Origin of the sequence: Pantoea eucrina (genome assembly GCF_001691555.1) — a bacterium.
Taxonomy (GTDB): domain Bacteria; phylum Pseudomonadota; class Gammaproteobacteria; order Enterobacterales; family Enterobacteriaceae; genus Pantoea; species Pantoea borealis.
In genome coordinates this window covers 57,380-78,468 of the sequence record NZ_MAYN01000004.1, presented here as the reverse complement: position 1 = coordinate 78,468, position 21,089 = coordinate 57,380, and the positions used below count along the sequence as shown (strand labels likewise).

Annotated in this window: 16 protein-coding genes; 12 read left to right on the top strand and 4 right to left on the bottom strand. The window is 55.5% G+C overall.

Annotation, left to right across the window (positions count from 1 at the left end):
• Positions 1-215: 215 nt before the first annotated feature.
• On the top strand, positions 216-1,496 hold the full coding sequence (locus BBA90_RS02815; protein WP_065647923.1) for a dicarboxylate/amino acid:cation symporter: 1,281 nt from the start codon (positions 216-218) through the stop codon (positions 1,494-1,496).
• A gap of 245 nt (positions 1,497-1,741) precedes the next feature.
• Positions 1,742-3,241, top strand: coding sequence for a M16 family metallopeptidase (locus BBA90_RS02810; protein WP_065647826.1), 1,500 nt, complete (start codon positions 1,742-1,744; stop codon positions 3,239-3,241).
• Between the two features lie 247 nt (positions 3,242-3,488).
• Here the strand turns inward: BBA90_RS02810 and BBA90_RS02805 are convergent, their stop codons facing one another.
• On the bottom strand, positions 3,489-4,361 hold the full coding sequence (locus BBA90_RS02805) for an alpha/beta hydrolase (protein ID WP_065647825.1): 873 nt from the start codon (positions 4,359-4,361) through the stop codon (positions 3,489-3,491).
• A 576-nt stretch (positions 4,362-4,937) separates the two neighbouring features.
• On the opposite strand from BBA90_RS02805, the gene pdeH reads away from it, so the two are divergent.
• Together pdeH and BBA90_RS02795 are read left to right on the top strand one after the other, a co-directional pair.
• Positions 4,938-5,708 (top strand): cyclic-guanylate-specific phosphodiesterase, encoded by a 771-nt coding sequence (gene pdeH / locus BBA90_RS02800; protein WP_065647922.1) that lies wholly within the window; start codon positions 4,938-4,940, stop codon positions 5,706-5,708.
• A 59-nt stretch (positions 5,709-5,767) separates the two neighbouring features.
• Positions 5,768-7,831, top strand: a complete 2,064-nt coding sequence (locus tag BBA90_RS02795; RefSeq protein WP_065647824.1) for an AsmA family protein — start codon at positions 5,768-5,770, stop codon at positions 7,829-7,831.
• Here BBA90_RS02795 and ppiC read toward each other — a convergent pair.
• Positions 7,828-8,109, bottom strand: coding sequence for a peptidylprolyl isomerase PpiC (gene ppiC, locus BBA90_RS02790; protein ID WP_065647823.1), 282 nt, complete (start codon positions 8,107-8,109; stop codon positions 7,828-7,830). The two genes, BBA90_RS02795 and ppiC, sit on opposite strands and share 4 nt — an antisense overlap.
• Positions 8,110-8,308: 199 nt before the next feature.
• Here ppiC and rep point away from each other — a divergent pair, with 199 nt between their 5' ends.
• Positions 8,309-10,327, top strand: a complete 2,019-nt coding sequence (gene rep, locus BBA90_RS02785) for a DNA helicase Rep (protein WP_065647822.1) — start codon at positions 8,309-8,311, stop codon at positions 10,325-10,327.
• A gap of 17 nt (positions 10,328-10,344) precedes the next feature.
• Here rep and ppx read toward each other — a convergent pair whose 3' ends face one another.
• Together ppx and rhlB are read right to left on the bottom strand one after the other, a co-directional pair.
• Complete coding sequence (gene ppx / locus BBA90_RS02780; protein WP_065647821.1) at positions 10,345-11,829, bottom strand: exopolyphosphatase; 1,485 nt, start codon at positions 11,827-11,829, stop codon at positions 10,345-10,347.
• Between the two features lie 6 nt (positions 11,830-11,835).
• Positions 11,836-13,131 carry an ATP-dependent RNA helicase RhlB gene (gene rhlB / locus BBA90_RS02775; protein ID WP_065647820.1) on the bottom strand — a complete coding sequence of 432 codons (1,296 nt, stop codon included), beginning with the start codon at positions 13,129-13,131 and terminating at the stop codon, positions 11,836-11,838.
• Positions 13,132-13,247: 116 nt separating this feature from the next.
• Here rhlB and trxA point away from each other — a divergent pair, with 116 nt between their 5' ends.
• The 7 genes from trxA to rfbB all read left to right on the top strand — a co-directional run bounded on the left by trxA (position 13,248) and on the right by rfbB (position 21,085).
• Complete coding sequence (gene trxA / locus BBA90_RS02770) at positions 13,248-13,580, top strand: thioredoxin TrxA (protein ID WP_039381699.1); 333 nt, start codon at positions 13,248-13,250, stop codon at positions 13,578-13,580.
• A gap of 344 nt (positions 13,581-13,924) precedes the next feature.
• Positions 13,925-15,184: a transcription termination factor Rho gene (gene rho, locus BBA90_RS02765; protein WP_039381703.1), complete on the top strand. Its 1,260-nt coding sequence runs from the start codon at positions 13,925-13,927 to the stop codon at positions 15,182-15,184.
• 274 nt (positions 15,185-15,458) lie between these two features.
• A complete protein-coding gene (gene wecA, locus BBA90_RS02760) occupies positions 15,459-16,535 on the top strand; it encodes a UDP-N-acetylglucosamine--undecaprenyl-phosphate N-acetylglucosaminephosphotransferase (RefSeq protein WP_065647819.1) in 1,077 nt (358 codons plus the stop codon).
• A gap of 33 nt (positions 16,536-16,568) precedes the next feature.
• The gene (gene wzzE, locus BBA90_RS02755; protein WP_065647818.1) at positions 16,569-17,615 is read left to right on the top strand and encodes an ECA polysaccharide chain length modulation protein; all 1,047 of its coding nucleotides are present in this window, start codon (positions 16,569-16,571) and stop codon (positions 17,613-17,615) included.
• Positions 17,616-17,625: 10 nt separating this feature from the next.
• On the top strand, positions 17,626-18,750 hold the full coding sequence (gene wecB / locus BBA90_RS02750; protein WP_065647921.1) for a non-hydrolyzing UDP-N-acetylglucosamine 2-epimerase: 1,125 nt from the start codon (positions 17,626-17,628) through the stop codon (positions 18,748-18,750).
• Positions 18,751-18,752: 2 nt separating this feature from the next.
• Positions 18,753-20,012 (top strand): UDP-N-acetyl-D-mannosamine dehydrogenase, encoded by a 1,260-nt coding sequence (gene wecC / locus BBA90_RS02745; RefSeq protein ID WP_065647817.1) that lies wholly within the window; start codon positions 18,753-18,755, stop codon positions 20,010-20,012.
• Entirely contained in the window at positions 20,009-21,085 is a 1,077-nt protein-coding gene (gene rfbB, locus BBA90_RS02740; protein ID WP_065647816.1) for a dTDP-glucose 4,6-dehydratase, read from the top strand. Before wecC ends, rfbB begins: the two co-directional genes overlap by 4 nt.
• The last annotated feature ends 4 nt before the right edge of the window (positions 21,086-21,089 follow it).

The following is a 21,089-nucleotide window of genomic DNA, read 5'->3' as shown; positions in this document are numbered from 1 at the left end:
ATTGTTCTGCAGAAACCGCGGCACAGCGCTAGCTGAAGCGTTTCAGTTCATAGTTAGAGTTTTGTAACTTTTGTAAGGAATGTCAGGGGATACTCATCCTGTTAACAGGGTGTTATTTTCAATTCATCGGTAAGGTTTTACGCGCTCAGGCGGCTTGCCGCATGCGTTTCTCCCTGACACAGGCGGTGAATGCCGTCTCTACCTGGACACCTGTTATGAAACTGTTTAAAAGCCTCTATTTTCAGGTGCTGGTTGCCATCGGCATCGGCGTTCTGTTAGGCCATTACTATCCGGAATTGGGCGCGCAAATGAAGCCGCTTGGTGATGGTTTTGTAAAGCTGATCAAGATGATCATCGCCCCCGTGATCTTCTGTACGGTGGTGACCGGTATCGCCGGCATGGAGAGCATGAAAGCCGTTGGGCGCACCGGCGCAGTCGCGCTGCTCTATTTTGAAATCGTCAGTACTATCGCGCTGCTAATCGGGCTGGTCGTGGTAAACGTGGTTCAGCCTGGCGCTGGAATGAACGTGGATCCGGCTACCCTCGATGCGAAAGCCGTGGCTGTCTATGCACAGCAGGCAGAACAGCAGGGTGTGATCGCGTTCCTGCTTGATATCATCCCGGGCAGCGTCATCGGTGCATTTGCCAGCGGCAACATTCTGCAGGTACTGCTGTTCGCTATTCTGTTTGGCTTCGCGCTGCATCGCCTCGGCAGCGCCGGCACCGTGATGTTCAACGTTATTGAAAGCTTCTCAAAAGTGATCTTTGGCGTGATTAACATGATCATGCGTCTGGCGCCTATCGGTGCATTTGGCGCCATGGCCTTCACTATCGGTAAATATGGTGTCGGCTCGCTGGTGCAGCTCGGCCAGCTGATCATCTGTTTCTATATCACCTGTATCCTCTTTGTGGTGATCGTGCTGGGCGCGATTGCACGCTGGGCTGGCTTTAACATCTTTAAGTTTATCGGCTATATCAAAGAAGAGCTGCTGATTGTGCTGGGCACTTCATCGTCTGAATCAGCGCTGCCGCGCATGCTGGATAAAATGGAGCGCCTCGGCTGTAAGAAATCGGTAGTAGGGCTGGTCATTCCGACGGGCTACTCGTTCAATCTGGATGGCACCTCAATCTATCTGACCATGGCTGCTGTGTTTATTGCGCAGGCAACCAACGCCCATATGGACATTGTCCATCAGATCACCCTGCTGGTGGTTCTGCTGCTCTCCTCTAAAGGGGCGGCCGGCGTTACCGGAAGCGGCTTTATTGTTCTGGCCGCGACGCTCTCTGCGGTAGGGCATCTGCCGGTAGCGGGTCTGGCGCTGATTCTGGGCATCGACCGCTTTATGTCCGAAGCGCGCGCGCTGACCAACCTGGTAGGTAACGGCGTGGCCACGGTGGTGGTGGCTAAATGGGTGGGCCAGCTGGATGAAAACCAGCTGAAAGAGACGCTTTCTTCAGCGAAAAAGGTCAATCACGTCTCTCATACCGGCGCATAATCCTCAATTTGCGTTAATTTCTGATTAAATGCCCGCTGTCACTTGCCCTGACAGCGGGCATTTGCATAATAAACCCCGTTGATTTTTTTCCCGATTTTTTTCCTCGTTGCGCGACTTCCTGGCCATCTTGTGGTCAAAGGAACTGTCATTAAATAAACGCGGCGGCAATACGCCGTGCGGGCCGCTTTCCCGGTGGCCAGTCAGTCCGCGCTAACGAGCGTTTATCTGTTTGATTAGGGGTTCACATGCAGGGCACCAGAATTCGGCTTTTGGTTGGCGGCTTGCTGCTTGCAGCGACCGGTTTCGGCGCGCAGGCCGAAACACTTCAGCCCGATCCCGCCTGGCAGGAGGGCAAACTGGACAATGGGTTCAGTTGGCAGCTGCTGACCACACCACAACGTCCCAGCGATCGCATTGAGCTTCGTCTGGTAGTCAATACCGGCTCGCTGGTGGAGAGCGCACAGCAGACCGGTTTCAGTCACCTGTTACCGCGCCTGGCGATGGTGCATAACACCGCGCTGGATACCAATCAGCAGCGCGCGCTGTGGCAGCAGGCGATGGATCCGCAGCGTCCGCTGCCACCCGCGATCTCGTCATATGACTACACCCAGTACAATCTCAGTCTGCCCAATAACCGGCCAGAACTGCTCAAAGAAGCCTTAAACTGGCTGGCCGCGACCGCAGGTAAAATGAGTATTAATGAGCAGGTGGTCACAACGGCTTTAAGCGCTACCGATCCCATCGCTACCTGGCCACCCAATACGCAGGATGTCTGGTGGCGCTATCGCCTGAAAGGCTCAACCATGCTGGCGCATGACCCTGGTGAAGCGCCACGCGCACCGGTCGATTCTGCCCAGCTGAACAGCTTTTACCAGCAATGGTATACGCCAGATAATATGACGCTCTATGTCGTCGGCAATGTCGACAGCCGCAGTATTACGGAGCAGATTGGCAAGACCTTCTCAGCGCTGAAAGGAAAACGCGATACGCCGGCACCGCTGCCGACGCTGGCACCGCTGCCGCATCAGCCGGTTAATCTGGTTGATGGCTCTCTGGCGCAGGATCGGCTGTCGCTGGTGTGGGATACGGCCTGGCAGCCGATTCGCGAATCGCAGTATCTGCAACGCTACTGGCAGAGCGATCTGGCGCGTGAAGCGCTGTTCTGGCATGTGCAGCGCGCGCTTGCAGACAATAAAGCACAAAATGTGCAGGTCGGCTTTGACTGCCGCGTGCTTTATCAGCGTGCGCAGTGCTCCATCAATATGGAAAGCCCCAATGCCTCACTGCCGCAAAATATGAATCAGATTGCGAAAGCGCTGGCCGTGGTTCGCGATAAAGGGCTGCCGCAGGATGAATTTGATGCGCTTATGGCGCAGAAGCTGCTGGAGCTGAATAAGCTGTTTACGACCTACGCCCGCACGGATACCGATATTCTGATGGGGCAGCGTCTGCGCTCGCAGCAGAATGCAGTGGTGGATATTGCTCCTGAGCAGTATCAGAAGCTGCGTCAGTCTTTTCTGAGTGAGTTAACACGCGAGCAGCTCAACCAGGAGCTGCGTCAGCAGCTGACGCAGGAGCTGACGATGGTACTGATCCAGCCGCAGGGCGAAGCAGAAACCAATGTGAAGATGTTGCAGGAGAGCTGGAACAAGGTGATGACGGTGCCCGATGCGCCTGCAGCACCGGCAACAGAAGAGAGCAGTAAAGCAGAAATCAGCGCCGACCCGGCCATTCCTGCCTCCTGAGGCACCCGCCCCAACCCGGGGCGCATAAATGCGCCCCCTGCAATGAAACTCCCGCAGGGGCGCCATTAATGGCGCCCGGTTGCCCGCCCCAACCCGGGGCGCATAAATGCGCCCCCTACAATGAAACTCCCGTAGGGGCGCCATTAATGGCGCCCGGTTGCCAGCCCCAACCCGGGGCGCATAAATGCGCCCCTGCAATGAAACTCCCGTAGGGGCGCCATTCATGGCGCCCGGGACGGGAATAACGTCAGGTTTTCGCCCGCAGCCATTCGGTAACCAGCATTGGCCAGCTCGCCAGGGGCAGATCGGCCACGCCGCGAATACCAAAACCGTGCCCGCCCTTCTGATAAAAATGGATCTCCGCCGGAATTTTATGCTCACGCAGCGCGCTAAAAAACAGCATGCTGTGGTTAACGGAAACCGCTTCATCATCAGCCGCATGGATCAGCAGCGCTGGCGGCGTCTGCGCATGAACGCGCGTCTCCAGCGAATAGGCATCGATAGTTTTCTGATCCGGCCAGGCACCCAGCAGGCGCGTACGTGAACTTTCATGCGCCAGACCGTCACGCATACTGATAATCGGGTAGATCAGCACCATAGCATCGGGACGTGGTGAGAGTGCATCGCTGCGATCCTGTACCGGATAGAGCTTCTCGTTAAACCGCGTTCCCAGCGAGGCAGCGACGTGCCCGCCCGCAGAAAAGCCCATCATCACAATATATTTACCGTTTTTCCCCTGCTGCGCCCGTTCGCGCAGCACGCGGACCGCCCGCTGGGCATCGGCCAGCGGCGCATCTGCGCCTTCATGATGCCCGTCATACGGCAGGCGATATGTCATGACGGCCAGCGTATAACCCATCGAGGTAAAAAACGTTGCCAGCGCGCTGCCTTCACGATCGATCAGTACCCGCTGGTAACCGCCGCCCGGTGCTACCAGCAGGGTAATACCGTTAGAGGTTTCCGGATACCAGATGGCCATTTCCGGACAGCGCACGCCGGTTGCTGCGCGATCGTAAGGTTCATACTCTTTAGCCAGGTCGACAATCTGCGGCTGAGCGCGGGAGTCACTGGCACCTGGCGCATCACCGGATGGCCAGATATTGATAATTTCTGTGTGCATAAATCTGTCCTGAGCAGGGCATATAGTCGTTGTTTTTCTGCGGCCGAAGGAACAGCGTCCTGCTGTTATTGATTAAAAGATGGCCTTATTTCAGTTTGTCGTCCAGCCGAAAAACAGTAAGTCAGGCAGAATCAGACTATGCCTGGCTGGCAGGATCTGGCTTTTAATGCACTGAATTTAAAGGGTTATGTTTAGGAAGAATAATGTGTGCGTATCACAGCGAGCGTGCAAAAGATAAAAGAAAAGCCCTAAGTGCAATGAAGGGGATAAAACAGAGTGTTAAGGCAAATCTGTTATAGAAAAATGCAGCAGAAAATGACGCCTCTCTGCGCCTTTTTCCGAACCCTTCCGGCGACTGCGTCTTGAGCGACGTAGTTTGCCTTAAGTCTTTTAAAGGGCCATCTGGTGACGATTTAGCAGACAAAGCATCCTCTGTTTCTGCGATTAAGCCAGAGGCGCGCTGTTAGACTCGACGCCCTATATGGCTGCACAAAGCGATAAAGTTATCCAGGAACCAGCCGATACTTGCCGCCGGGTTGCTTTCTGCAGGCACTCACCACCGACCAGGAAAAAACCATGGTGATGAAAAATTTTGGACACCGGCTGCCCGCTTCTCCCGAATATACCCAACCGGACATTTCGTTTTCCTGGCAGCAGTGTCAGCGGACTTATACTTTTCAGCCCATTTATCAGATAACCGGCCGCCTGCTGGCGATTGAGCTGCTGACCGCTGTCACGCACGCCGCTATGCCGGAAAAGCGGCTTTCACCGGAAAACTACTTTGCTGCGCTGTCGACAGAGCAGCGGCTGGATGTGGTACATGAACAACTCTCTCTGCTGTTGACGTGTTCCCGCTTTTTCATCCGCCATCAGCTGGTGGCATCGGTCAATATTGATGGGCCGACGCTGCTGGCGATACAGCAGCATCCGGATCTCCGGACGCTGATCGGCCGGCTGCCGTGGGTGCGTTTTGAACTGACTGAACATCATGCGCTGCCGCAGGAAGAGATGGTGGCACAGATGCCGGAACTGGGGCCGCTATGGCTGGATGATTTTGGCTCCGGCATGGCAAATTTTTCCGCGCTCACCGAGCTGCGCTATGACTATATCAAATTGTCCCGTGAACTCTTTATGCTGCTGCGCGCGTCAGAAGAGGGGCGGATCCTTTTCTCAACGCTGCTGATGCTTATCAACCGTTACTGCAATGGCGTTATAGTGGAAGGCGTGGAAACTGAAGAGGAGTGGCGTCAGGTGCAATCTTCACCCGCTATTGCGGCACAGGGATACTTTTTCTCCCGTCCGCTGCCTTTCAGCCAGCTGGAGTCTCTGCCGTTAATGCTTCTCTGATGTTGTTACGCCGCGTCTCGACTATCTTTAATGAGACGTGGGAACAAGGAGGAAAAAGCATGACTCGCACGGGAAAAGCTGCCAGCTGGGTGGCCGGTATTCTGTTGCTACTGATCGTGGTACTGGTTGTGGTAATAGCCACTTTTGACTGGAACCGCCTGAAACCAACCATCAACCAGAAAGTCTCAGCAGAGCTGAACCGTCCCTTCGCTATACGCGGCGATCTTGGCGTGCACTGGGCGCGTAACCGCGCTGAGCCGGGCTGGCGCAGCTGGATCCCCTGGCCGCAGGTTCACGCTGAAGATATCATGCTGGGCAATCCCCCCGACATTCCTGACGTCACCATGGTACATCTGCAGCGCGTTGATGCGACGCTGGCACCCCTGGCGTTGCTGCATAAAGAGATCTACCTGCCATGGATTAAACTGCAGCAGCCTGACGCGCGCCTGATACAGCTCGCCAGCAAAAAGAACAACTGGACATTTACGCTCGCCAGCAGTGAAAACAGCAAAGCCGACGCCGCTCCTTCTGCCTGGTCGTTCCGGATGGATAACATTCTGTTTGATCAGGGGCAGCTGCGCTACCGCGATGCGATCAACAAAGCCGATGTCACGGTAAATATCAACTCCCTCGGTAAACCCGTGCCTTATGCCCAGGTCACCGGCGGCAATGATAAGCAAAAAGGTGCCGGCGATTTTGTTTTTGGCTGGCAGGCGAAAGGCACCTATAACCAGCAGCCGCTTTCCGGCGAAGGCAGAATTGGTGGCATGCTCTCACTGCGCAGTAAAACCACGCCGTTTCCGCTGCAGGCAGATGTGCGTAACGGCACCACGCGGGTGAGGCTGGAAGGCACGCTGCAGGATCCGCTGAACCTGGGCGGGCTGGATGTGCGTCTGCGTTTTTCCGGCGATACGCTGGCCAGTCTTTATGGCTTAACCGGCGTGCTGCTGCCTGATACCCCGCCTTATGAAACGGATGGCCATCTCACGGCCCGCTTTAATGATGCAAAGGGCGCGCTGTTTCGCTATGAAAAATTCAATGGTCACATCGGTGACAGTGATATTCACGGGTCACTCACCTATCGTCAGGGCAAACCCCGGCCGAAGCTGAGCGGTGAGCTGACTTCACGTCAGCTGCGCATGGCCGATCTTGGCCCGCTGATTGGTGTTGATTCCGGTAAAGGCAGCGAGAAAACGGCGCGGGCGAAGGCGCAGCGTGGTGAAGCCGCCACGCAGCCAGCCGATCGTGTACTGCCTTACGATAAGTTTGAGACCAAAAGCTGGGACGCGATGGATGCCGATGTGAAGTTTAGCGGCAAGCGCATTGAACACAGCAGTAAGCTGCCGCTCAGCGATCTCTACACGCATCTGACGCTGGAAAAAGGCGATCTGCTGCTTGATCCGCTGCGCTTTGGTATGGCCGGCGGCAATATTAATACCACTATCCGGCTGGAAGGCAGTCGCTCGCCCATGCGCGGCCGGGCCGATCTGCACGCGCGTAAGCTGCAGCTGCGCCAGCTGTTTCCTGATGTAACCGCGATGCAGCGCAGTCTGGGCCAGCTCAACGGAGACGCAACGTTAAGTGGTACCGGTAATTCGGTTGCCGCTCTGCTGGGCAGCAGCAACGGCCAGCTGCGGCTGCTGATGAACAACGGCCTGATCAGCCGCAGCCTGATGGAAATTGCCGGGCTTAACGTCGGAAACTATGTGGTGGGTAAACTGTTTGGTGATGATGAAGTGCGCATCAACTGTGCCGCCACCGATCTGACGCTGCGCCAGGGGGTGGCAACGCCGCGCCTGTTTGTGTTCGACACCGAAAATGCGGTGATCAACGTTACCGGCAACGTGAACTTTGCTAACGAGCGGCTCGATCTGTCGGTGAATCCGGAGAGTAAAGGCATTCGCATTATCACGCTGCGTTCTCCGCTCTACGTGCGCGGAACCTTTAAAAATCCGGATGCCGGAGTAAAAACGGGGCCGCTGATTGCGCGCGGTGCAGCGGCCGTGGCGCTGGGTGCTGTTGTGGCGCCGGCCGCCGCACTGCTGGCCCTGATTTCACCCAGCGACACGGACGACAATCAGTGCAGCAATGTGCTGCAGCAGATGAAGAGTCAGAGTGATTAATTGCGCCACAGCACCTTAATGATGTGGTAACCAAACGCGGTTTTTACCGGTCCGTAAGGCTTCAGCAGCGGACAGGTAAAAACCGCCTTATCAAAAGCCGGTACCATCTGCCCCTGACGAAACTCCCCTAAATCTCCGCCATTGCGGCCGGACGGGCAGGTTGAATGTTTTTTTGCCAGCTGCTGAAAGTTGCCCCCTTTTTCCAGCTGCGCCAGCAGGGCTTTCGCCTGCGCTTCCTCTTTCACGAGGATATGTAAAGCTGCTGCGGTTTTCGCCATGATGCTTTCCCGTTATGTATAATGTGCGACGCATTATATCCCCGTCATACTTCAAATTGCAGATGTGCTGGCCGCGCAAGCTCGCTCCGGTCACTTACCCAGGTAAGCTCCCGAAGACTCATCCACTTGCCGCCTGCCTGCAATTCGATTTATTTAAGGGATCATCCCTGAAATTGAATTTGTTGAGTGAAATTACGTTATGCGTTTAAACCCCGGCCAACAACGTGCTGTCGAATTTGTCACCGGCCCCTGCCTGGTGCTGGCGGGGGCAGGTTCCGGTAAAACCCGCGTCATTACCAATAAAATTGCTCACCTGATCCGCGAATGCGGCTATCAGGCGCGCCACATTGCAGCGGTCACGTTTACCAATAAGGCGTCGCGCGAAATGAAAGAGCGCGTGGCGCAAACGCTGGGACGTAAAGAGGCGCGCGGCCTGATGATTTCAACCTTTCATACGCTGGGGCTGGAGATTATCAAGCGTGAATATGCCGCGCTGGGCATGAAGTCGAGCTTTTCGCTGTTTGACGATCAGGATCAGCTGGCGCTGCTGAAAGAGCTGACCAGCCAGTGGCTGGAAGAGGATAAAACGCAGCTGCAGCAGCTGATTGCCACGATCTCTAACTGGAAAAACGATCTGATCGATCCGCAGGGTGCCGCTGCGATAGCAAAATCTCAGCGCGACCAGATATTTGCGCACTGCTATCAGCTTTATGATCAGCATCTGAAATCCTGCAACGTGCTCGATTTTGACGATCTCATCCTGCTGCCTACGCTGCTGCTGCAGCGTAATGAGGCGGTACGGGAGCGCTGGCAGCAGCGTATTCGCTATCTGCTGGTGGATGAGTATCAGGATACCAACACCAGCCAGTATGAGCTGGTAAAACTGCTGGTGGGGCCGCGCGCGCGATTCACCGTGGTGGGCGATGACGATCAGTCTATTTACTCCTGGCGCGGGGCGCGTCCGCAAAACCTCGTACTGCTGAAAGAGGATTTTCCGGCGCTGGAGGTGGTCAAGCTGGAGCAGAACTATCGCTCTTCGCAGCGTATTCTCAAAGCGGCTAACATTCTGATCGCCAATAACCCGCACGTGTTTGAAAAGCGTCTCTTTTCCGAACTGGGCGTGGGCGAGTCGCTGAAAGTGCTGAGCGCGAATAATGAAGATCATGAAGCAGAGCGCGTGACCGGCGAGCTGATTGCGCATCACTTCATTAACCGCACGCAGTATAAAGATTACGCCATTCTCTATCGCGGTAATCACCAGTCGCGCGTGTTTGAAAAGCTGCTGATGCAAAACCGCATTCCCTATCGTATTTCCGGTGGCACCTCGTTCTTTTCGCGTCCGGAGATCAAGGATCTGCTGGCCTACCTGCGCGTGCTGACCAACCAGGACGACGACAGCGCGTTTCTGCGTATTGTGAATACGCCGCGTCGTGAAATCGGACCGGCTACGCTGCAGAAGCTGGGTGAGTGGGCCACGCTGCGTAACAAGAGCCTGTTTCATGCCAGTTTTGACATGGGGCTGACTCAGACGCTGAGCGGACGCGGCCTGGAGCATCTGCAGCGTTTTACGCACTGGCTGAATGAGATTGTGCAGCTGACTGAACGTGAGCCGATCACTGCGGTGCGTGACCTGATCCGCGGCATCGATTATCAAAGCTGGCTGTTTGAGACCTCCGGCAGCCCGAAAGCCGCAGAGATGCGGATGAAAAACGTCAATACGCTGTTTCAGTGGATGACAGAAATGCTCGAAGGTGATGAGCTGAATGAACCCATGACGCTGGCGCAGGTTGTTACGCGCTTTACCCTGCGCGATATGATGGAGCGGGGGGAAAGTGATGAAGATCTCGACCAGGTTCAGCTGATGACGCTGCACGCATCAAAAGGGCTGGAATTTCCCTATGTCTATCTGGTAGGCATGGAGGAGGGGCTATTGCCGCACCAGAGCAGCATTGATGAGAACAACATTGAAGAGGAGCGGCGTCTCGCCTATGTGGGCATTACGCGCGCGCAGAAAGAGCTGACCTTTACCCTCTGCCGGGAGCGCCGCCAGTATGGCGAACTGGTTCGTCCTGAACCCAGTCGTTTTTTACTGGAACTGCCGCAGGATGACGTTGAGTGGGAGCGTGAGAAAAAAGTGGTGAGCGCAGAAGAGCGCGTAAAAACCGGGCAAACCCGGGTTGCCGGTTTGCGTGCAATGCTGGCAAATGCAAAAAAGTGATGGCAGTCGTTACGCCATCAGGAGAAGGTCAGAAGCCAGTGCACGTATGACTGGTAGTGGCTCTCCTGCTCCAGCAGCTCGGCGCGCAGCGGATGCGCCTCCAGCCAGCCCGCCGGCAGCGTCAGGTGCAGCGCATCCTCTTCTGCCAGTAAGCGTACCGCCGGGAGCGTATCGTCACGGCGGCGCGTGGAGAAGATGATCGCCAGGCGCAGCAGGCGGCTTAAACGCTCGGCCGTACGCGGCGGCACCGCATTTTGCTGAGCCAGCAGGGCCAGGTCGATACTGCCGCTCTGGTTCTGCAGCAAACAGGCGAGCACTTTTTTCTGTGCGGGCGTAAAGCCCGGCAGATCAAGATGGCGGATCAGATAAGCAGCGTGCCGGGGAGCCTGACGAAAATCAACGCTCAGGCCAATTTCATGTACGGCACAGGCGCTCAACAGCAGATCGCGGCAGCGCTGGTCAAGCTTCCAGCTCTGGCTGACCTGACGAAAAAATCCTTCAGCCAGCTGCTGTACCCGCGCGGCCTGTTCCACATCAATAGAAAAACGGCGCTGCACATTGTGCAGGGTACGGCTGCGGATATCGCGATTGATCGGCAGATGCAGCATGCCATACACCAGACCTTCGCGCAGCGCACCGCCTGCCAGCGTCATGCTGTCAATGTTAAGCTCATTGAAAATCGCGATGAGAATCGACAGACCGCTGGGAAAGACCAGTGCCCGCTCCAGCGTCAGGCCTTCAATCTCCAGCTCTTCCAGCTTGCCGCACTGAATAGCACGCTGCCTGAGCTGCTGCAGTTTACTCAGGGTGATACGCTCATCCATCCCCTGCGCCACCATGATCTCCTGCAAGGCCTGAACGGTACCGGACGCACCGACACAGACCTGCCACCCTTTTTCACGCAGCGCGCCTGCCACCGGTTGCAGCATGTCGCGCGCTGCCTGCTCTGCCCGATCAAAATTTTCCTGCGTCAGATGGCGATTGCTGAAAAAACGCTCCAGCCAGGTGACGCAGCCCATTGAGAGGCTGAACAGGGTGGTTGCATGCGAGCCTTCACCGGTAACCAGCTCGGTGCTGCCCCCGCCAATATCGACGACCAGACGCTGGTCGGAGCCGCCGGTCGTATGGGCCACGCCCTGATAGATCAGGCGCGCTTCTTCCTCACCGCTGATAACATTGACCGGACAGCCAAGGATCGCTTCAGCGGTGGTCAGAAAGGCTGGCGCATTGCGCGCGATGCGCAGCGTGGCGGTCGCCACCACGCGGATCTGCTCTGGCGGGATATCCTGCAGCTGTTCCGAAAACAGTTTCAGGCACTGCCAGCCGCGCTGCATCGCCTCAGCAGAGAGTTCGCTGTCAGCATTGAGTCCTGCTGCCAGCCGGACTTTGCGCTTGATGCGCGCAACGGTCTGAATAGTGCCGGAAACTTCACGCACCACCAGCATATGAAAGCTGTTAGACCCGAGGTCGATCGCTGCATAGAGTGATGATGCGCTTAGCATGTAGGGTTAACCTGAGCGTTTACGGTTATGGTTACGGGGCGCACTGCTCCGGCGATTACTGTTATTACCGCCGCGGCGCTGACCGTTGCCGGTGCGGTTCCGCTGCAGACGTTTTGCCGGTGGCAGATCGCTGAGCAGCGCCTCGCTGTTGTATTTGCTTACCGGAATGCCGTGACCGATATACTCCTCAATCGCAGGCAGGTTAAGCGCATACTCTTCGCACGCGAGGCTGATAGAGTGCCCGCTGGCACCGGCACGGCCGGTACGACCAATACGGTGAACATAATCTTCGCGATCGTCCGGCAGGTCATAGTTAAAGACGTGCGTCACGGCCGGAATATGCAGACCGCGCGCTGCCACATCTGTTGCCACCAGAATATCCACGTCGCCTTTGGTAAAATCATCCAGAATGCGCAGACGCTTTTTCTGCGGGACATCGCCGGTCAGCAGACCCACGCGATGACCATCGGCGGCCAGATGGCCCCAGATATCTTCACAGCGGTACTTGGTGTTAGCAAAGATGATGGCGCGATCTGGCCACTCTTCTTCAATCAGCGTCTGCAGCAGACGCATTTTCTCTTCATTAGATGGATAGAAGAGCTCTTCTTTAATGCGGTGGCCGGTTTTCTGTTCCGGTTCCACTTCAACATATTCCGCGTTATTCATATGCTCAAACGCCAGTTCCCGGACGCGATAAGAGAGCGTCGCGGAAAACAGCATGCTCAGACGCTGCGTGGCAGGCGGCATGCGGCGGAATAGCCAGCGAATATCTTTAATAAAGCCGAGATCGAACATGCGATCGGCTTCGTCCAGCACCACAACCTGAATGGCACCCAGGTTCACATGATTCTGCTTGGCGTAATCAATCAGACGTCCGGTAGTGCCTACCAGGATGTCGACACCGTCAGCGAGCACTTTAAGCTGTTTGTCATAGCCATCGCCGCCGTAAGCCAGCCCCATTTTCAGGCCGGTGACTTTGGCCAGCGGCTCCGCATCGGCGTGAATCTGTACGGCCAGCTCACGCGTAGGGGCCATGATCAGCGCACGCGGCTGATTAACCTGACGCCCTTCAGCAGCAGGGTGAGAAAGAAGATAATGAAACGTTGACGTCAGAAACGCCATCGTTTTGCCGGTACCGGTTTGCGCCTGACCCGCAACATCACGCCCTGAAAGCGCAAAAGGCAGTGCGAGCGCCTGAATAGGCGTGCAATGCTGAAAGCCTTTAGTATCAAGGGCTTCCACGACCTGAGGGTGCAGGGCGAAGTCGGAAAACTTCTGTTCGGTTAAGTGTGTTTTGCTCATAGTGTGGTAGAATATCAGCTTACTATCGCTTTACGAAAGCGTATCCGATGAAATAAAGTTAACCAACGTTGGTATATTTTACGCCAATTCGCCAGGCATAATCTTTGGAGTTAAACATGAGCAGCGATAAAATCGTTCACCTCACCGATGACAGTTTCGATACTGACGTGCTGAAAGCCGAGGGTGTTACCCTGGTTGACTTCTGGGCTGAATGGTGTGGTCCTTGCAAAATGATCGCCCCGATCCTTGATGAAGTTGCTGAAGAGTACGACGGTAAGCTTACCATCGCCAAGCTGAACATTGATGAGAACCCAGGTACCGCGCCAAAGTATGGCATCCGTGGTATTCCGACCCTGCTGCTGTTTAAAAACGGCGAAGTGGCGGCAACTAAAGTGGGTGCGCTGTCTAAAGGCCAGCTGAAAGAGTTCCTGAACGCCAATCTGGCGTAAGCGCAACGCGCTCTGTTCCGCAGTGGTGAATTTTTTCGCCACTGCTGGACGCCGCTGGTCAGGCGTGCTAATTTGACGATACTGCATTACGCACTTACCTTTGTAGTTTGCATCTAAAGATTTCTCTTGTCAGACCCCGCTCGAGTTGAACGTTTTTGTGGTTTGGCAATCTGACGGCTAGCATACCCGGCATCATCTTTCGACCGTCTCTCGCTTCCTATCGCCCTATCAGACGATACCCGCCGAGCAGCGTTGAAAAAGAGCCATTAACAGGCATGGAATTTTTGCCATACCATTCACGACAATCATTTCGAGAATTACCCCGAGTTTAAGAACCCATCACTATGAATCTTACCGAATTAAAGAATACGCCGGTTTCTGAGCTGATTACTCTCGGCGAAAATATGGGGCTGGAAAACCTGGCGCGTATGCGCAAACAGGACATTATTTTCGCCATCCTCAAACAACATGCGAAGAGCGGCGAAGACATCTTTGGTGATGGCGTGCTGGAGATATTGCAGGACGGATTTGGTTTCCTCCGTTCCGGAGACAGCTCCTACCTCGCCGGTCCTGATGATATCTATGTTTCTCCCAGCCAGATTCGTCGTTTTAACCTGCGTACTGGTGATACCATTTCCGGTAAAATCCGTCCGCCAAAAGAGGGCGAGCGCTATTTTGCCCTGCTGAAAGTTAACGAAGTTAACTACGATAAGCCGGAAAACGCCCGCAGTAAGATTCTGTTCGAAAACCTCACGCCGCTGCACGCTAACAGTCGTCTGCGTATGGAGCGGGGTAATGGCTCAACTGAAGATTTAACCGCTCGCGTCCTGGATCTGGCGTCGCCAATTGGTCGCGGCCAGCGTGGTCTGATTGTGGCACCGCCTAAAGCGGGTAAAACCATGCTGCTGCAGAATATTGCGCAGAGCATTGCTTACAATCATCCGGATTGCGTGCTGATGGTCCTGCTGATCGACGAGCGTCCGGAAGAAGTAACCGAGATGCAGCGTCTGGTTAAAGGCGAAGTTATCGCCTCTACCTTTGATGAGCCAGCATCACGTCACGTGCAGGTTGCCGAGATGGTGATTGAAAAGGCCAAGCGCCTGGTTGAGCATAAGAAAGATGTTATCATCCTGCTCGACTCCATTACCCGTCTGGCGCGTGCCTACAACACCGTGGTACCTGCCTCAGGTAAAGTACTGACCGGTGGTGTTGATGCCAACGCCCTGCATCGTCCGAAGCGTTTCTTCGGCGCAGCACGTAACGTGGAAGAGGGCGGTAGCCTGACGATCATCGCTACAGCGCTGGTTGATACCGGTTCGAAGATGGACGAAGTGATTTACGAAGAGTTTAAAGGTACAGGTAACATGGAACTGCACCTGTCACGTAAAATTGCGGAAAAACGCGTCTTCCCGGCCATTGACTACAACCGCTCCGGTACCCGTAAAGAAGAGCTGCTCACTTCTCAGGAAGAGCTGCAGAAGATGTGGATCCTGCGTAAAATTATTCATCCGATGGGTGAGATTGACGCGATGGAGTTCCTCATCAACAAGCTGGCAATGACCAAAACCAACGATGAATTCTTCGATATGATGAAGCGCTCATAAGCGGCTAAAAGCGAAGCAATTATATTGTTACGCAGGTAATAGATCGGCATTATTTCTGTTAAACGCCACGGCTTATCGTGGCGTTTTTTATTTGTGCGCATTAGGATTAGGCGAGTCAGAAAACGTTTAGAATGACGCAAGCAGAAAGGCGGCGATTTTTTCAGCAATTGCGCGCGCTGCGGCCTGGTCAGACAGGGATATACAGCAATAACCGGGGTTTTGGTTATTGTTGTCCACGATTTTAGCTGAGAGCGTTAATGTGAATTTACTCACTATGGGTGCAGAGCTGGGTTTAACTTTTCTCTTCTCTCTGGCATTCCTTTTTATGGCCCGCAAGGTCGCAAAAAAAATCGGGTTAGTTGATAAACCTAATGCAAGGAAAAAGCATCAGGGTGTTATTCCTCTCGTTGGCGGTATTTCCGTTTACGCCGGCGTTTGCTTCGCGTTCCTTATTACGCAGTCCTATATGCCGAATGGCCTGCTCTATCTGTTCTGTGCTGGCGTGCTGGTACTGGTAGGCGCGCTCGACGATCGCTTTGATATCAGCGTAAAGTTTCGTGCCTGTATGCAGGCGATTATCGCCGTCGTGATGATGTATGGCGCTAAGCTCTATTTGCTGAGTCTGGGTTTTATTGTGGGTCCGGTAGAGATTGTCGTGGGTCCCTTTGGCTATGTATTAACGCTGTTCGCCGTCTGGGCGGCAATTAATGCGTTTAACATGGTTGACGGTATTGATGGCTTGCTGGGCGGGCTCTCCTGTGTGACGTTCGGAGCAATGGGTATCATTCTCTATTTCGACGGCATGACCAGCCTGGCTATGTGGTGTTTCGCTATGATCGCCGCCACTATTCCCTATATCCTGCTGAACCTGGGTTTTCTGGGCAAACGCTATAAAGTATTTATGGGTGATGCCGGCAGCACCATGATCGGTTTCACCATTATCTGGATCCTGCTGGAAACCACTCAGGGCCTGAGTCATCCTATTACGCCGGTCACCGCGCTGTGGCTGATCGCCATTCCTTTAATGGATATGGTAGCCATCATGTATCGCCGGTTACGCAAGGGCATGAGTCCCTTCTCAGCCGACAGGCAACATATTCACCATCTCATCATGCGTGCCGGCTTCTCGTCACGGCAGGCTTTTTTGCTGATCACGCTGGCGGCGGCGCTGCTGGCAGGCATTGGGGTGCTGGGCGAATATCTGGCTTTCATACCTGAGTGGGTCATGCTGGTGCTCTTCCTGGTGGCATTTCTGCTCTACGGCTACTGTATTAAGCACGCGTGGCGTATGGCACGAATGATTCGCCGTCTCAAGCGCAGATGGAATCACGCGCATATCAATAAAACATGACCTGGATAAGCATCCGATAAGGACACCGCTGTTATGACCGCTGTTGTGGAGAATGAACTGGATATTCGCGGCCTGGGCTGCACGCTGTGGCGTGGTAAACGCTGGATAGCGGGCTGCGCTGTTCTGTTTGCCCTGCTGGCCTGGCTGGCTTCAATGCTGATGAAACAGGCGTGGAGCACCACGGCGGTGACCGACAGGCCAACGGTGAACATGCTGGGCGACTACTATGTACAGCAGCAGTTTCTGAATAACCTTGATATCCACAGCACTACGCTGAGCCTGAATAATCCGGCACCTACCGTAATGGATGAGGTGTATCAGGAGTTCACCATGCAGCTCGCGTCATGGGATACGCGTCGCGACTTCTGGCAGCAGACCGACTATTTTAAAAGTCGTAAAAGCGGTAATGCACACAATGATGCCGCCCTGCTGGATGACATGATCACCAATATCCAGTTTATGCCGGCAGATAGCGCGCACAACACGCTTGATACGGTCCGGCTGGTGGCAGAAACCGCAGGTGACGCTAACAATCTTTTACGGCAGTACATTGCCTACGCCAGTGAGCGTGCGGCCCGTCATCTGAATGAAGAACTGAAAGGCGCATGGCAGGCGCGAGACGTGCAGCTGCAGTCGCAGGTTGACCGGCAGCAGGCCGTGGCGCAGGCAGTATACGATCGCCAGCGTCAGCGTATTGAACAGGCGCTGAAGCTGGCCAGCCAGCAGGGTATTACCGATAACCGGGCGCCCGCTGCGGGTGAAAGTCTGCCAGAGAGCGACCGCTTTTTACTGGGGCAGCAGCGACTGCAGGCTCAGCTCGATATGCTGCAGGCCAGCGGCCCCGCCTACGATTTAAGCTATGATCAAAACAGGGCGATGCTGAGCACGCTACAGGCTGGCCCTCGTCTGGATAAACAGTTCCAGACTTACCGCTACCTGCGCACGCCGGAAGAGCCCGTTTCACGCGATAGCCCGCGCCGTCTGTTTATGATGGTGATGTGGGGAGCGATCGGTGCGCTGGTCGGCGCGGGTGTGGCGCTGGTGCGCCGGCCGCGTGCGTTATCAGCTATTCGCCAATAAGAGAATCAGCGTGAAAGTACTGACTGTATTTGGCACCCGTCCTGAAGCCATTAAAATGGCGCCGCTGGTGCAGGCACTGGCGCAGGATGCTGCATTTGAATCCCGACTGTGCGTCACCGCACAGCACCGTGAAATGCTCGATCAGGTGCTGCATCTGTTTCAGCTGCAGCCCGATTACGATTTAAATATCATGCGTCCGGAGCAGGGACTGACCGAAATCACCTGCCGTATTCTGCAGGGCATGAAAACCGTTTTAGCCGATTTTAAACCTGACGTGGTGCTGGTGCATGGTGATACCACCACCACACTGGCTGCCAGCCTGGCGGCCTTTTACCAGCAGATCCCGGTAGGGCACGTTGAAGCGGGCCTGCGCACCGGTAACCTGATGTCACCCTGGCCGGAAGAGGCCAACCGCACGCTGACGGGACATCTGGCAAGCTATCACTTTACCCCCACTACGACATCGCGGCAGAACCTGCTGCGGGAAAATCTTCCTGATGCGCGTATTTTCGTCACCGGCAACACGGTGATCGATGCGCTGCTGTGGGTACGCGATCGCGTCCTGACCAATGCCGATCTCAATGCCCGCCTGGCGGCGCGCTATCCGTTTCTGGATCCGGACAGAAAGCTGATCCTGGTTACCGGTCACCGGCGCGAAAGTTTTGGTAAGGGTTTTGAGCGTATCTGCAGCGCGCTGGCGCAGATTGCCCGCCTTCATCCGCAGGCGCAGATTGTCTATCCGGTGCATCTCAATCCCAACGTCAGCGAGCCGGTTAACCGGATACTTAGCGGCATCGATAATATCATTCTGATCGAACCGCAGGAGTATCTGCCGTTTGTCTGGTTAATGAACCGTTCATGGCTGATCCTCACCGATTCCGGTGGGATTCAGGAAGAAGCGCCGTCGCTGGGGAAACCGGTGCTGGTGATGCGTGATACCACAGAGCGGCCGGAAGCGGTCGCGGCAGGGACGGTAAAACTGGTTGGTACGGATATCGATACCATTGTCGCTGAAGTCACCCTGCTGCTGCAGGATGAAGAGGCGTGGCAGAGTATGAGCCGGGCGCACAACCCTTATGGCGACGGCCACGCCTGTGCACGCATTCTGCAGGCGCTGAACAACAACAGAGTTTAATTATGTCTTTTAATACCATTTCCGTCATCGGACTGGGTTACATCGGGCTGCCAACGGCAGCCGTTTTCGCTTCAAGGGGAAAGCAGGTCGTGGGCGTGGATGTCAATCTGCGCGCCGTTGACACCATTAACCGGGGTGAAATCCATATCGTGGAGCCCGATCTCGGTGAGGTCGTCCGGCAGGCGGTACAGCAGGGGCTGCTGCGCGCCACCACAACGGCAGAACCGGCAGAGGCGTTTCTGATCGCAGTGCCGACGCCCTTTATGAACGATCATCAGCCAGACCTGAGCTTTGTCCGTGCGGCAGCGCTGTCGCTGGCACCGGTACTGAAAACCGGCGATCTGGTTATTCTGGAGTCTACCTCGCCGGTCGGCGCCACAGAGCAGATGGCAGAGTGGCTGGCAGAGGCGCGTCCCGATCTGCGTTTCCCTCAGCATGAGGGTGAAAGCGATATCTTTATCGCCTACTGTCCGGAGCGGGTGCTGCCTGGCAAAGTTATGACCGAACTGCTGGAGAACGATCGCGTGATTGGCGGCATGACGCCCGCCTGCTCAGCGCGGGCCAGCGAGCTGTACCGTATTTTTCTGCGCGGTGCCTGCGTTGAAACCAACGCGCGTACGGCGGAGATGTGCAAACTGACGGAAAACAGCTTTCGCGATGTCAATATTGCCTTTGCGAATGAGCTGTCACTGATTTGCGCCGATCAGAAGATCAACGTCTGGGAGCTGATAGCGCTGGCGAACCGTCATCCGCGCGTTAATATTTTGCAGCCTGGCCCCGGCGTGGGCGGGCACTGCATTGCCGTCGACCCGTGGTTTATTGTGGCGCAGAACCCGCAGCAGGCGCGGCTGATCCGCACCGCGCGTGAAGTGAATGATGCCAAGCCTGGCTGGGTACTGGAACAGGTAAAACAGGCGCTGGCAGAGTGTGTGACGCAGAGTGATAAGCGTGCCAGCGAGATCGCAATTGCCTGCTTCGGGCTGGCCTTTAAGCCCGATATCGACGATCTGCGTGAGAGTCCGGCGATGGCGGTAGCGCAGCGTATTGCGGCGTGGCACAGCGGAAAAACCTGGGTTGTCGAGCCGCACGTTACGACGATCCCTGACCGGCTGGCGCAGGACGCGTCGCTGGTGTCTGCAGAGCAGGCGCTGCAGCAGGCTGACATTCTGGTCATGCTGGTCGATCATGCCCGGTTCCGGGCGATTGACGCCGCGCAAATTGCCCAGCCGTGGATTGTCGATACCAAAGGAGTCTGGCGATGAAGCGCTTTCTGATCACCGGCGGCGCGGGATTTATTGGCTCAGCGCTGGTGCGCTTTCTGATTGAAAGCACGGAGCACCAGGTGGTGGTGGTGGATAAGCTGAGCTATGCCGGCAATCTGGCGTCGCTGGCTGACGTGCAGCACGATCCGCGTTTTACCTTTGAGCAGGTTGATATCTGTCACCGGCCAGAGCTTGACCGGGTACTGGCGCAGTATCAGCCCGACTACGTGATGCATCTGGCAGCAGAAAGCCATGTCGATCGCTCGATTGATGGTCCGTTTGCCTTTATCGAAACCAATATTGTCGGCACGTATCATCTGCTGGAAGCGGTACGCCACTACTGGCAGACGCTGGAGAGCACGCGCCAGGCTGATTTCCTGCTGCATCATATTTCTACGGACGAAGTGTTTGGCGATCTGCACGGCACGGACGACTTTTTTACCGAAACCACGCCTTACGCGCCGAGCAGCCCCTACTCCGCATCAAAAGCCAGCAGCGATCATCTGATGCGTGCCTGGATGCGAACCTATGGCCTCCCCGTGGTAGTGACCAACTGCTCCAATAATTATGGCCCGCGCCATTTTCCGGAGAAGCTGATCCCGCTGACCATCATCAATGCGCTGGCGGGCAAGGCGCTGCCGGTTTATGGCAACGGCAGCCAGATCCGCGACTGGCTCTATGTGGAAGATCATGCGCGCGCGCTCTATACCGTTGTCAGTCACGGCAAAGCAGGCGAGACCTATAATATTGGCGGTCATAATGAGCGACGTAATCTTGATGTGGTGCATGCCCTGTGCGATCTGCTCGATGAGCTTGCCCCCGGGCAACGTCCTGCGGCGATCGGCAGCTATCGTGAGTTGATCACCTTTGTTACCGACCGTCCCGGACACGATCTGCGTTACGCCATCGATGCCGGTAAAATTGCCCGCGAACTGGGCTGGACACCACAGGAAACCTTTGAGAGCGGCATACGTAAAACGGTGGAGTGGTATCTGGCTAACCCGCAGTGGTGGCAGGCTATTCTCAACGGCAGCTATCGCGCTGAACGCCTCGGCTTAACCACATCGCGCTGAAGCA